The sequence below is a fragment of the Parafilimonas sp. genome (assembly GCF_047606085.1).
In the GTDB taxonomy this organism is placed as follows: Bacteria; Bacteroidota; Bacteroidia; order Chitinophagales; family Chitinophagaceae; genus Parafilimonas.
This window is the reverse complement of record NZ_JASGEX010000014.1, coordinates 1-12,659: the sequence shown is the minus strand read 5'-3', so window position 1 is coordinate 12,659 and position 12,659 is coordinate 1. Positions and strand designations below refer to the sequence as shown.

The 12,659-nt window shown below is 40.0% G+C and carries 14 protein-coding genes; 9 read left to right on the top strand and 5 right to left on the bottom strand.

Annotated elements, in window-relative coordinates; translation table 11 throughout:
* The 3 genes from QM629_RS01515 to QM629_RS01505 form a co-directional block, all read right to left on the bottom strand.
* Positions 1-248 (bottom strand): hypothetical protein (locus tag QM629_RS01515; protein ID WP_415156476.1); only part of this gene is annotated, 248 nt, incomplete at its 3' end.
* Between the two features lie 15 nt (positions 249-263).
* Positions 264-902 (bottom strand): methyltransferase family protein, encoded by a 639-nt coding sequence (locus tag QM629_RS01510; protein ID WP_415156474.1) that lies wholly within the window; start codon positions 900-902, stop codon positions 264-266.
* Positions 903-909: 7 nt separating this feature from the next.
* Positions 910-1,653 carry a hypothetical protein gene (locus QM629_RS01505; protein WP_415156472.1) on the bottom strand — a complete coding sequence of 248 codons (744 nt, stop codon included), beginning with the start codon at positions 1,651-1,653 and terminating at the stop codon, positions 910-912.
* A gap of 481 nt (positions 1,654-2,134) precedes the next feature.
* On the opposite strand from QM629_RS01505, the gene QM629_RS01500 reads away from it, so the two are divergent.
* The 9 genes from QM629_RS01500 (at position 2,135) to QM629_RS01460 (ending at position 10,936) form a co-directional block, all read left to right on the top strand.
* Entirely contained in the window at positions 2,135-2,605 is a 471-nt protein-coding gene (locus tag QM629_RS01500) for a response regulator (protein WP_415156470.1), read from the top strand.
* A gap of 263 nt (positions 2,606-2,868) precedes the next feature.
* A complete protein-coding gene (gene trxA / locus QM629_RS01495) occupies positions 2,869-3,186 on the top strand; it encodes a thioredoxin (RefSeq protein WP_415156468.1) in 318 nt (105 codons plus the stop codon).
* 115 nt (positions 3,187-3,301) lie between these two features.
* Positions 3,302-4,564: a NupC/NupG family nucleoside CNT transporter gene (locus QM629_RS01490; protein ID WP_415156466.1), complete on the top strand. Its 1,263-nt coding sequence runs from the start codon at positions 3,302-3,304 to the stop codon at positions 4,562-4,564.
* 161 nt (positions 4,565-4,725) lie between these two features.
* A complete protein-coding gene (locus QM629_RS01485; protein WP_415156464.1) occupies positions 4,726-5,193 on the top strand; it encodes a hypothetical protein in 468 nt (155 codons plus the stop codon).
* 20 nt (positions 5,194-5,213) lie between these two features.
* The gene (locus QM629_RS01480) at positions 5,214-6,374 is read left to right on the top strand and encodes an MFS transporter (RefSeq protein ID WP_415156462.1); all 1,161 of its coding nucleotides are present in this window, start codon (positions 5,214-5,216) and stop codon (positions 6,372-6,374) included.
* 82 nt (positions 6,375-6,456) lie between these two features.
* Positions 6,457-7,251, top strand: a complete 795-nt coding sequence (cysQ, locus tag QM629_RS01475; RefSeq protein WP_415156460.1) for a 3'(2'),5'-bisphosphate nucleotidase CysQ — start codon at positions 6,457-6,459, stop codon at positions 7,249-7,251.
* 25 nt (positions 7,252-7,276) lie between these two features.
* Entirely contained in the window at positions 7,277-8,233 is a 957-nt protein-coding gene (locus QM629_RS01470) for a sulfotransferase domain-containing protein (RefSeq protein WP_415156458.1), read from the top strand.
* A gap of 14 nt (positions 8,234-8,247) precedes the next feature.
* Positions 8,248-9,354 carry a glycosyltransferase family 4 protein gene (locus QM629_RS01465; protein ID WP_415156456.1) on the top strand — a complete coding sequence of 369 codons (1,107 nt, stop codon included), beginning with the start codon at positions 8,248-8,250 and terminating at the stop codon, positions 9,352-9,354.
* A gap of 256 nt (positions 9,355-9,610) precedes the next feature.
* Positions 9,611-10,936 carry a UDP-glucose dehydrogenase family protein gene (locus QM629_RS01460; protein WP_415156454.1) on the top strand — a complete coding sequence of 442 codons (1,326 nt, stop codon included), beginning with the start codon at positions 9,611-9,613 and terminating at the stop codon, positions 10,934-10,936.
* A 67-nt stretch (positions 10,937-11,003) separates the two neighbouring features.
* On the opposite strand, the gene QM629_RS01455 is transcribed toward QM629_RS01460, so the two are convergent.
* Both QM629_RS01455 and QM629_RS01450 read right to left on the bottom strand, forming a co-directional pair.
* Entirely contained in the window at positions 11,004-11,456 is a 453-nt protein-coding gene (locus tag QM629_RS01455; protein ID WP_415156452.1) for a single-stranded DNA-binding protein, read from the bottom strand.
* 288 nt (positions 11,457-11,744) lie between these two features.
* A complete protein-coding gene (locus QM629_RS01450) occupies positions 11,745-12,554 on the bottom strand; it encodes a DUF1080 domain-containing protein (RefSeq protein WP_415156450.1) in 810 nt (269 codons plus the stop codon).
* Between the last annotated feature and the right edge of the window lie 105 nt (positions 12,555-12,659).

Below are 12,659 nucleotides of genomic sequence, written 5' to 3'. Positions count from 1 at the left end.
TTTATAATACTAAATTTAGCCCACACATTTTTTACATTTTCAGAAAAAACAGGTGTTCCTTTTTGAAAATGTAAAAAATTAGAATCCATTAAACCTGCATATTGAGTATTTTTATTTGTGTCAATTATATATTCAATATTATTGGAAATAAATACGATGTTATTACTGTCTGAAATTGTTATAGGCTGAGCGCTTAACAACGCTTTGTTTAAAATTATTAATAAAAAAAGTATAAACCTGGGTTTCATAATTAATTCAGATACCTATAAAATGAAAGGTATGATGGCTTTTGTTCTTTTTTTATATGTTATGTATGATTCGCCGAAATAAGCTATTAACTTTTGTTCTTCCACTTTTATTCTGAAGTAATATGCTATGCCCATAGCAATGCATGCGATTAAATATCCAACAAAGCTATCTAAAATAAGCGCCCCGCTCGTTATACACAAAAAAGCTCCTAAGTAGCTTGGATGCCTAACTATGGCGTATGGGCCCAAAATAATCAAATCGTGACCTTCTTTAATTTGCACGGTAGGTGTAAAGAAATTGCCTAATTGCATTATTGCCCAGACCCTTATCCAAATCCCCAGTATAATAAAAACGACACCTATCCAGCAGGAAATATAAAAATGATTCAATTCATTCTTGAAATAAGCCCAATCAATTACCGGCACCACTACGCTTACTATTGACATAATTAATATCAATAATACCGAAAACTTATCACCCTCTTTTTCCTGTTTTGTTTCCTGCATGCTAAACTCAGGCTGGGTTAACCAAAGCGCAAATACTACTATTTCAATTATAATTATTTTATAATGAAAGATTAATTGGGGTTTGAACAGTAAAGGCATGATTATAATAATAATGATATTAATAACTGCCGTTAATATTTTTTTCATAACAAGATCAGGGAATAATGATTTTAAACTCGTTTGGGTTTGCAGATTTTAGCTCAAGATCATAATGTACATCCACATACATATTTTTAAATGGAGACTTTTCTTTTACAATGCATTTTGGGTTTTCTCTTAAATAAATCATCTTTTCTCTGATTTTTGGCGCTGTTAAAGGTAATTGATCAAGTCCATCAGAAAAAAGAACTGTAGCTATCAGGTCTAATTTTGGATAGTAAAATGTTCCATTATTGCCTATAGATGTTAATATAACTCCTCCTATCCAATCTTTGAATCTTGTTGTAAAAGGCGAACACAAGGAAAAAAGTATGTTCAGGCCTATTGTTTTTGTTATAGCAACAGCCGTTATCGCGGGCATAAAACTACCGATACCCAAACCTGCTACTTCCTTGGAGTTCCATAAGCCGCACAGTTCGCAAGTTCCAAATTGTGCATAATGTTTTACTAACGAATAAATTTGCGAGTCCATATCGCCCACTGCTTCTTCAATGGGTAAAGGCGTAATACCATCAGCGCATTGAATTCTCGCACCGCCATATATCTTCATACCGTCTATAGATTCAACCACTACTACAAATACAGCAGGATTGTACATCCATTGATTTGTGTTTGTTGTAACATTTGTTATTCCATAAATAGTAAGAACCTTCTTATGACCATCAATAAATCTTAAACAGGTTTCAGAATCATCAATAGCTCTGAATGCTCTTATCCTGATTTCTTTTTCAGTTAACATTGTAATTTTAATAATAAGGCCAGAGGGCCTATGTAAAATAATGTGTGATTAATCAATTACATGGTTGTCATTTACAAAAAAATGTAACCCATCAAAAATTTGATTACTAAGCAAACAGTTTTTCAGGTATAAGATGCAATCAGTATTCATCCCTAAAAATCACGGTTTGCAATAATGAGCAATATTTCTCCTAATGTAATAGTAGAAAATGCCGCGGGTTACAAAGCTTTTATAAAAAAGAAATTTCTGCATTATTCCCTGCCGCCAAACCTTACAGGCCCGATGTCTTATCCCTGTTTCCATCGGAAAATTAAAAATTCAATTGCGAAATATTGCTTAATTGGTACTGATATAAAAAAATCTGAGCAGTAACTTCAGAACATTTACAATTACGCAATATTTTGCGATAATAAAAAATATTATTCTTTATTACAGTAACTTTATCCCTGTTCCAATAATCCTTTTTAAAAACCAAAGCATCATGAACGACAATAACAAAAAAATAAACCTGTTGTATATTGACGATGAACCACATAATCTTATAGCATTCAAAGCTGCCTTCCGGCGCGATTTTACTATTTTTATTGCTGATTCTGCTGTTGAGGCACGCAAAATAGTAGATGAAAACGACATTCACGTTATTTTAAGTGACCAGAGGATGCCTGTAACAACAGGAATTGAATTTTTTGAATCAATTTTACAAACACACCCGGAACCTATCCGCATTTTAATGACCGGCTATTCAGATATCAATGCCGTGATAGATGCCATTAACCGGGGACAGGTTTATAAATACCTCACAAAACCATGGAATGAAGATGACATCAGGATTTTTGTAAAAACCGCTTATGAAGTATTCATGCTGCGCCGGGAAAATGCCGAGCTTACCGAAAAGCTCGTGGTTGCCAATGGCAAGCTTGAGTTTATGGCGCGCCAGAGCCTCCTTTCTTAAAAGCTGTTTAAATTTTTTCGCACGGAGAATACAGAGCCGGCAAAGACGCTTTATTACGCTGTTTACTCCTTTGCTCTGTGCGAAAAATCATTAAAACCCTGTAAAGAATTAAATTTTACACACTCCCTGTGATTATACTGCCGCACTGTCAGTTGCAGGTAATAAATCAGTTGTTCACATAACTTAATAAGTCAGAAAGGTATTAAAATAAGATTTGGGCTTATTTTTGTTTCATTATTAATTCCACAATAAAAACAAAATATATGGCACTCGAATTTACGGATACAAACTTTGAAACAGATGTACTGAAGAGCGATAAATTAACAGTAGTTGATTTTTGGGCAGAATGGTGTGGCCCCTGCCGTGCCATCGGGCCCGTTATTGAAGAATTATCAAAAGATTATGCCGGCAAGGTAAATATAGGAAAAGTAAACGTGGATCTTAACCCTAACGTAAGCATGAACTATGGCATCACCTCCATTCCCGCCATATTATTCATTAAAAGCGGTAAAGTGGTTGACAAGCAAATTGGCGCAGTTCCAAAATCCATACTTGAAAAAAAGATTCAGGCGAATCTCTGATAAAAACGTTAAAAAAAGGCTGCCGCAAGCAGCCTTTTTTAATTGTACCATTCTGCAAAATAGATACAGGTTTTTCGCTAACTTATTTTAATTTGAGCGCTTAAACCATAACTTAATGCAAAGATTACAGGGCCTTGCCGGCATTGCGCTTATTCTCGGGTTAGCTTACCTCGTGTCAAATAATAAAAAGAAAATCAGTTACAGGCTTGTATTAAGCGGCATTGTGCTGCAAATAACCATTGCAATACTTGTGTTTAAGGTTCCTTTCATAGGCAGTTTTTTTCAATGGCTTGGCCACGGCATGGGCAGGCTGGAAGAATTTGCCCGTAAAGGCGCCTCATTTGTTTACGCAGGCGTACATGTAACCCAGCCCGATGGCAGCGCCGGCGATTATCTTAAAGGCGGTTTTGTATTTGCATTTAACGTTACGGCAACCATCATCCTGGTTTGCGCCGTTGTTGCTGTGCTCTATCATTTTAATATCATGCAGCACATCATATCGCTTATTGCAAGGGCCATGAATTTTATTATGCGTGTCAGCGGCGCTGAAGCGCTCAGCAACGTAGCCAGCGCTTTTGTGGGCCAGGTGGAAGCGCAGGTGATGATACGCCCCTATTTAAAAGGCATGACAAAAAGCGAACTGCTTGCCAGCATGAGCGGCAGCCTTGCCTGTATTGCCGGCGGCATTTTGGTAGTATATGCAAATATGGGCGCGCAGGCCGGCCTTGACCTTGCGCCAAAACTGATAACGGCAAGTTTAATGGCTGCGCCGGGGGCATTGGTCATTTCAAAAATTGTTTTCCCGGAAACGGAAGAAAGCGAAACCTACGGCCGCGTAAAGCTGGAAGTGCACAGCACATATACCAATGTAATTGACGCTATTTCCCACGGTGCGGCGGATGGTTTTAAAATTGCCATGAACGTGATCGCCATGTTAATTGGTTTTATTGCGGTTATCGCCTTATTAGACTATATCCTGCTGCACATTGGCCACCTGTTTAATAAAGATTTCGACCTTACACTGAACTATATTTTCGGCAAGGTATTTTATCCGTTTGCCTGGAGCATGGGCGTGCCGGCGCAGGATGTAAATAATGCCGCTACCCTGCTGGGACAAAAATTAACCATCAATGAATTTGTCGCCTTTCAAAACCTTACCAATAAATCAATTCCTATTTCAACAGACAAGGGATTACTCATTATCAGCATTGCAATATGCGGGTTTGCTAATTTAAGCAGCGTTGGTATGCAAATTGGCGGTATAGGCGCATTAGCGCCCGAGCGGAGAAGCGATTTAGCTAAATTGGGATTAAAAGCTTTATTCTGTGGCACTTTGGCATCTTACTTGTCGGCAACCATAGCCGGAATTTTAATGTAACTTATTAATTATCAAATTAAAAAATTATTTAACAGGTTACTTTTTACCGTTTCCGGTATTAATGTGTACAAAATACATCCTGCGATTGATTGCATCAGTTTCCCTGAGATTGATGCTTTCTTTTTATAAGGACTAAATAAATAAAATAGAGGAACAAGATTATGAACAAGAAGAAAAACATAGCCATTATTACGTCAGCAACTAATAAAACCGATCTCATTGAATGGTCTTATTTTAATAAAGATGTACTTAATAAACACGATATACTGGCATTAGGATCTGCCGCAAATATCCTGGAGGGTACCCTGAATAAAAAAGTGAATATGTCGGGGCAGGGTAAAACAGGAGAGCTGGCAGCACTGCGCAATCTGATAGAAAATAATAAAATTGATGCCGTTATTGTGTTTCTTGATGCCGAAGAATTTATGCACAACAGTGGTTTGCTCAGCATAACAGAGGCCGCAATAAAAAACAATATTATTATGGCAGCCAATAGAACCACTGCCGATTTTGTTATCAATTCAAAATTGATTGATAATGAATATAAAATAAATTTAGATGAAAAAAAAATAGCTAATAAAAATTCTTTTGCTGAGCCCAAAAATTACCCACTGGCCAAAGCAAGCTGATGAATTTCCAAACCCTGATTATGGACTTTACATTCCCGGTAAATAACAGGCTGTACAGGATAGCGATAAGCATATTCTTTTTTATAGCCGGCCTTACCAGTGCAAGCTGGGCAAGCAGGATACCAGATATTAAAACAAGCCTCCAATTAAGCGAAGCCGCGTTGGGAGGCGTATTGTTTGCAGTGCCTGCCGGGCAAATTGCAGGCCTGCCGCTCTCCGGCTGGCTCATTTCAAAATTCGGCAGCCGGCAACTATTGATCTGGGTATCATTATTTTTTCCGCTTACGCTCATTATGCTTTCGCTCACTGCATCCGTCTGGCAACTGGTGGCCGTTTTATTCTTTTTTGGCTTTTGGGGAAACCTGTTTAATATCTCCATGAATACGCAGGCGGTGGGCATTGAATCTCTCTATGGCAGATCAATTATGGCATCTTTTCATGGCTTGTGGAGCCTTGCCGGTTTTACCGGCGCCGCATTGGGCAACTTTTTTGTATCGGGAAAAATATCCCCGCTCATTCATTTTTCTGTAATTGCAGCTTTAACCTTGTTATTGGTTTCATTTTTCTATAAATACACTTTACCGGATAATAACAGGTCTGCGCAACAGCAGCCTGCATTTTTTGTAAAGCCCAATAAACACATCCTGCTGTTAGGGTTTATAGGATTTTGCTGCATGATCTGCGAAGGCTGCATGGCCGACTGGTGCGGCATTTATTTTCATGAAGTTATCAATTCACCCATTAAATACATAACCCTGGGTTATGTTGCCTTTACGGCTACCATGGCTACCGGCAGGTTTATAGGCGACAGGCTTATTACAAAATTTGGCGTGGAAAAAATATTGCAATTAAGCGGTGTTTTTATAGCGTCCGGCTTTGTCCTGATCATTGTATTCCCAGCTTTGCAGATTGCTGTAACCGGCTGTTTACTGGTGGGTTTTGGCGTTTCCTGCGTAGTGCCGCTGATATATGCTTTGGCCGGCAGGTTAAAAGATATGTCGCCGCAGTTTGCCCTGGCGGCCGTTTCCACCATAAGTTTTCTTGGCTTTCTGGTAGGGCCGCCGGTTATTGGTTTTATTGCCCAGGCTTCCAGTTTACGGTGGTCGTTCACTGTGGTTGCCCTGCTTGGCTTTTGCACCACCTTACTGGCAGGAAGAATAAAAAAGATTATTGGATTTTAATATTTAGGAAGCGGCCGCCACCGCTTCAATTGTTTATTAGGCGTTCCTGCATTATCTTTCGCCCATAACAAATACTTCCAATATGAATGATTTACTAAAGCGCTCGATTGAAGCTGCAATTAATGCCGGCAAAAAAATCCTGGAAGTTTATGAAAACGAATTTGAAGTAGAAACCAAAACCGACAACTCTCCCTTAACCGAGGCCGATAAAAGAAGCCATCATGCCATTAAGGATGCACTGGCGCCGCTTCATACTGATATGCTGAGTGAGGAAGGCAAGCTGCTCTCCTACGAAGAAAGAAAGGGCTGGAAAAAATTCTGGCTTATTGATCCATTGGATGGCACAAAGGAATTTATTAAACGCAATGGCGAGTTTACTGTAAATATTGCCCTTATTGAAGATGGCTATCCTGTGGCAGGCGTTGTGCATGTGCCGGTTACAGGCAAAACATATTATGGCTCGGCAGAAGCCGGCAGTTTTGCCTTTACCTACGATGCGGTCGCAGCTACTTCAGTCGGGGATTACATGAGCAATGCAGCAAAGCTGCCCGATGCCCAGTCTCCTGCAGTTTATACGGTTGTTGCCAGCCGCAGCCATAATACGCCGGAAACAGAAAGCTTTATTCAAGAAAGAAGAAAACAGCATGGCGAGGTTAACTGCATCAGTTCCGGCAGCTCAATAAAATTATGTTTGGTGGCAGAAGGCAAGGCCAATGTTTATCCGCGCCTTGCACCCACTATGGAATGGGATACAGCGGCAGGCCATGCCGTAGCTAAATTCGCAGGTTGTAACGTTTATAACTATAACACAGGTAAAGAATTGGAATACAATAAAGAAAATCTGCTTAATCCCTGGTTTGTTGTAGAGCGCAATTGATTATTGTAATAAACCACAGTTGTTAATGAATGAAAAACACAGGCAGAAGCAGGCTCCCTTTCCAAATGCTTTTTTAGCAGGCGTACAAAAAGCCGGCACCACCACCTTAAACGGCTGGATCAGCCAGCATCCGCAGGTGTATTGCTATAATTCTTTAAAAGATATACCGCTTTTTGTAAAGTTTCCCCAACCGGAACAACTGAATAAAAGGCTCTTGCTCGAAACGCCTGCCTATAATAAAGAACCTGTGGTTTTTCATTCGGCAGTTAACTATATTTTTTACCCTTCCCTTTTGCAGCAGATTGCTTTAAAGCAGCCTGCTGCAAAACTGATCGTCATATTGCGCAACCCGGTTACACGGGCTATATCTTCTTATTTTTATTTCAGGAAGATGATGCGGGAAAAAAGGGATATGGAAACGGCGCTCATATATCAGCCTCAAAAAAAATTTGAAATAACAAGAGACAATAATGATTTCACTTATATAGAACATGGGTTTTATTATGAACAAGTGAAAAATTGCCTCCGCTGTTTTCCAAAAGCGCAATTGCTTGTACTGGATTATGATGACCTGGAAAACAATCCTGGAAAACTTTTGCAGGAGGTTTTCCATTTTCTAAATATTGATGAAAAATTCAAACCCAGCCTGATTGCAAAAAATATTACAGGCGAATTAAAGAGCCGATACCTGCAGCAAAGGCTTGTAAAAAAAAGCGGTTTCCACAAATGGATCGTGGATAATTTAATTGACCCCTGGCTGCCGGTTAACAAAAGAAAATTGCTGAAGAACAAAATGTTTGAGCTGAATACATCCAGATCCGGCAAACAGGCTGCACCTGTTTGGGCGGAAGAAGAAACAATAAAAAAAATACAGGAGAAACTAACCGGGCTTTACCTGCATGATACAGCTAATCTTGATGAATTGCTGCATACGGATTTTTTTTCAAAATGGTTTGCACATGATATAGTGCCCAAAGAATAATAATCAGGCCGCTTATGTATAAAATAGTACAGGTGGTGCCGGCATTAGGCTGGGGAGGAGCGCAGGTTTTTTGCATACAACTGTGCAATGCGCTTGCAAAAAAAGATGGTTATGAGGTTACCTTAATTTCCATGTACCATCATAACCCTCAAAAACACCTGCCGCTCTCAATGCTTGATGAAAAGGTAAAATTTATTACGCTTGGTAAAAAACCGGGCATTGATCCCGGCATGTTCTTAAAGATCTGCCAAACACTTAAAAACATCAGGCCAAATGTGGTGCACACGCATTTGCATGCAGGTTATTATTGCTTTTATGCTTACCTGCAGCTGACATATCCTTATAAAAAAATTCATACACTGCATAACCTTGCCAAAAAAGATGCGCCACTGCATGGCCGTAAAATGTTTAAATATTTTTTCAAAAGAAATATAATTGAAGCGGTAACTATATCTGAAGAAGTGCATGCAAGCGCAGTAAAGGAATATGGCGCCTGCGTTAAAACACGCATCCCAAACGGATCAGACAAAATAAAGCCTACCGCAGCTTTAAAAGAAACCACAGAAAAAATAAACAGCTTAAAGAAAAACAGCAGCACAAAAGTTTTATTAAACGTGGCAAGAATTACCAGGCAAAAAAACCAGCAGCTTTTGCTGGATGTGATGCGCCATGTTACAAACGAAAATGTTATTGCCGTTGTTTTGGGTGATTATGTGACTGGTGATAAAGCCATTTACGATGCGCTTATTGCAGGCAAGCCTTCTAATGTTCACTTCCTGGGAAAAGTTGCCAACGTAAGTGATTATTACCTGAACGCTGACGCTTTTGTGCTTACCTCAGTTTTTGAAGGCATGCCCATAAGCCTCCTGGAAGCATTATCTGCAGGCGTTATACCGGTTTGCACGCCGGTGGGCGGCATCATCAGCATCGTAACAAAAGATACAGGTTTTTTAAGCGACGATATAAGTGAAGCCTCCTTTTATAAAGCATTAAGGCTTTATCTTGATTCAGATGAAGCATCCATTCAAACATTAAAAAACAATGGAAAGCAATTATATAATAAGGAATACAGCATGCACAGCTGCGCTGATAAGTATGATGCACTATACCATTCAGTATGATGTTTCTGAAAAACAAATCAATAATTGTTAACTAAAAAAAAGCGCAGGAATTAATGATTTAAAAAAAATTCAATTTTATTTGCAGCGCATTCAGGCAAGGGAACATTAACCAATAACATATAAGCTCTTATGTTCTTCAGGAATAAAATTCTGAAGCCTTATGATTATCCAATGTTTACTCCAACGTGCACTGTTTATATTTTACAATTAGTTTTTTAATGAATCGTATTCGAAACATCAAACCAAAATTTAAATTATGAAAATTGTTGTAGTAGGCACCGGGTATGTTGGACTTGTAACCGGGGCATGCCTGGCCGAAGTAGGCACAGATGTTATTTGTATTGACGTAAATAAAGAAAAGATAGAGAACCTTCAAAAAGGCATTCTTCCTATTTATGAGCCTGGGCTGGATGTGATCGTAGAAAGAAATTTTAAAAAGGGAAGGCTACATTTCAGCACGGATCTGAAAGAAGCAATTAAAGGAGCTCAGATTGCATTTATTGCAGTAGGCACACCTCCGGGTGAAGATGGCAGCGCCGATCTTAAATATGTATTGCAGGTTGCAGACCAGGTGGGCACTTATATGGATGGTTATTTAATTGTTGTGACCAAAAGCACAGTACCGGTAGGCACGGCATCCAAAGTAAAGAAGGCAATAAAGACAGCGCTTGAAAAGCGGAACAGTGAACTGGATTTTGATGTGGCATCCAATCCGGAATTTTTAAAAGAAGGCGCCGCCGTTGACGATTTTTTAAAACCAGACCGCATTGTTATTGGCGTTGAAAACGAAAAAGCCAAATCATTGCTTCACCAGTTATATGACCCCTTTGTATTAAACGGGCACCCGGTTTTGTTTATGGATATCCCCTCTGCTGAAATGACAAAGTATGCGGCGAATGCCATGCTTGCTACAAAAATTTCTTTCATGAATGAAATAGCCAATTTGTGCGAACGTGTGGGCGCCAATGTAAACGAAGTGCGTAATGGCATTGGCTCAGACCCGCGCATTGGCAACCGCTTTATTTACCCGGGCATTGGCTATGGCGGTTCCTGTTTTCCAAAAGATGTGAAGGCATTGATACGCACCGCCCGTGAGTATGCGTACAACATGCGCATTCTTCAGTCGGTAGAAGATGTAAATGATGATCAGAAAAAAGTGATCTTCGAAAAAATAAAGAAACATTACGGCGACGACCTTGCAGGCAAAACGTTTTGCCTCTGGGGCCTTTCGTTCAAGCCACAAACGGATGATATGCGGGAAGCGCCTTCCCTTGTTTTGATTGATGCCCTGCATGAGGCCGGCGCTGCAGTGCAGGCTTACGATCCTGTGGCTATGAAAGAGGCCGAACACCTGGTGAATGGCAAAGCTGTTTTAAAAGAAAATGAATTAAGCGCTGCCGAAAATGCGGATGCAATTATTCTCGTAACAGAGTGGCCCGAGTTTCGCCTGCCCGACTGGGATTCGATCTTAAAGAAGATGAAGGGCAAAGTAATATTCGACGGCCGTAATATTTATAAAAGCAGGGAGATGAAAAAACTTGGCTTTACGTATTATGCCATAGGCAGAGGCGCAAAAATATAGTTCAATATACTATACAAAAAAGACGGGATTTTCTATTCCCGTCTTTTTTGTACTATTTAGTTGCATTTCAGAATGGCAGATCGTCACCGGCTTCATTTATCTCATCGTTGCTATTGGATGATGGCTGGCCGGCATAACTGCCGCCGCCGGCCGATGTTTGATATGGCCTTTCCTGTGGTTGCCCGCCGCCATTTAATCCCTCGGCACGGGATCCAAGCAACTGCACACTTTGCACACGCAGGCTTAATGATGCGCCGCTTTTGCCTTCATTGGTTTGATAGGTGCGCACTTCAGGCGTACCTTCTGCATATACCTGCGTGCCCTTCTTTAAATAGGGCGCTATGCCTGTTCGGTCGGTCCAGTAGGCGCATTCAACCCAGGTGGTTTTTTCTTTTTGAACGCCGGTGCTATCCTTAAATTTTTCCGTATGAGCAACATTAAAATTTATTACATTTTTTCCATTTACTGTGTTTACTGAGCAATCTTTGCCAAGATTGCCAATTACCATTAATTTAATCATAGCATTTATTTTTTAGGACTGTGAATGTAAGGGAATTAAAATAAATGGTGAGATTAATAATGATGTAAATGTGCAGGAAACCTGTTCTCATGCAGCCATGGCAGGAAATATTTTAACCATTTACAATGATTGTTTTACAGCCAGGCTCATTCGGTTGAGGCTTGCCTGGTTTTCATACAACTGTACAACTGCAAAAACAGCAGAACGCTTATCTTCTTCATGCAAAAAAGACTGTCCTGTTTTGGAACAGCCTTTTTTCTGCTATTGAATATCAATTTTTATCATTCCCTATTTCAGCTCCTTAAGCTTAATATTCCTGTAGGCAACCCGCATAATATGGCCTGCATGCATTTGCAGGCCTATTAACCCGTCTGCTTTGCGGTTAGCCGTATCATCGTCTGTAACATCGCACATTAATACGCCGTTAATGTAATGCTGCAAATGATTGCCTTTGGCCACAATGCGGCAGCTATTCCAGCCGCTGTTTATTTTGGCTTTTAAAGAATCAGGGTTGCCCAATGAATCATTTATTACAGCAACAGACCATACATTGTTTTTTGCCAGTTTGCTGATGGAATCAGTTACCAGCGGCAACGTTACTTTCTGCCCACGAAAAGCTACGATGCAACGGGCCCTTTCTTCATAATTCTGGCCGGTGTAGGTATTAGCGCCGTCAATATCCATCTGATAACCTCTTAATCCAAATGGAACACCTTCCACTTCTTCACTCCTGTATTGAATACCGCTGTTGCCTTCAGCAGAAATTTCATATTCTGCCGTAAGCTCGAAGTTACCGGGCTTTCCATCTTTCCATATTAAGAAAGTATTTGATTTTAATGGTGTGGATGCAGGCGTTACCTCTCCTACTATGGCCCCATCTGCCACATGCCATACGGCCGTATCGCCTTCCCAGCCACTTAGCGTACTGCCATCAAACAGGCTTACAAAACCTGCAGAATCAGGTAAACCTTGTGCTGTACTCTCTGCATTGCTGTTGCTATTGGCAGAATGGCAGCCACTAATAATAAAAGCTATTGCCAGCATTGCGAAGCCATATAAGCTTACAGGAAATTTTGCATTTTTGGTTATTGCAACCATAACAGTTTAGATTTATTTGTATGATAAGATGAATAAACTTATTAACGTGAGCCCTGGATAAGAAAAGATTAAAATTTTCAAATTGACCTCACCTAAATCCTCTCC

Excerpts from the sequence above, each read along its gene's own strand:
- QM629_RS01510 (WP_415156474.1), bottom strand. The coding sequence starts at position 902 with ATGAAAAAAATATTAACGGCAGTTATTAATATCATTATTATTATAATC.
- QM629_RS01505 (WP_415156472.1), bottom strand. The coding sequence starts at position 1,653 with ATGTTAACTGAAAAAGAAATCAGGATAAGAGCATTCAGAGCTATTGAT.
- QM629_RS01500 (WP_415156470.1), top strand. The coding sequence starts at position 2,135 with ATGAACGACAATAACAAAAAAATAAACCTGTTGTATATTGACGATGAA.
- trxA (WP_415156468.1), top strand. The coding sequence starts at position 2,869 with ATGGCACTCGAATTTACGGATACAAACTTTGAAACAGATGTACTGAAG.
- QM629_RS01490 (WP_415156466.1), top strand. The coding sequence starts at position 3,302 with ATGCAAAGATTACAGGGCCTTGCCGGCATTGCGCTTATTCTCGGGTTA.
- QM629_RS01485 (WP_415156464.1), top strand. The coding sequence starts at position 4,726 with ATGAACAAGAAGAAAAACATAGCCATTATTACGTCAGCAACTAATAAA.
- QM629_RS01480 (WP_415156462.1), top strand. The coding sequence starts at position 5,214 with ATGGACTTTACATTCCCGGTAAATAACAGGCTGTACAGGATAGCGATA.
- cysQ (WP_415156460.1), top strand. The coding sequence starts at position 6,457 with ATGAATGATTTACTAAAGCGCTCGATTGAAGCTGCAATTAATGCCGGC.
- QM629_RS01470 (WP_415156458.1), top strand. The coding sequence starts at position 7,277 with ATGAATGAAAAACACAGGCAGAAGCAGGCTCCCTTTCCAAATGCTTTT.
- QM629_RS01465 (WP_415156456.1), top strand. The coding sequence starts at position 8,248 with ATGTATAAAATAGTACAGGTGGTGCCGGCATTAGGCTGGGGAGGAGCG.
- QM629_RS01460 (WP_415156454.1), top strand. The coding sequence starts at position 9,611 with ATGAAAATTGTTGTAGTAGGCACCGGGTATGTTGGACTTGTAACCGGG.
- QM629_RS01455 (WP_415156452.1), bottom strand. The coding sequence starts at position 11,456 with ATGATTAAATTAATGGTAATTGGCAATCTTGGCAAAGATTGCTCAGTA.
- QM629_RS01450 (WP_415156450.1), bottom strand. The coding sequence starts at position 12,554 with ATGGTTGCAATAACCAAAAATGCAAAATTTCCTGTAAGCTTATATGGC.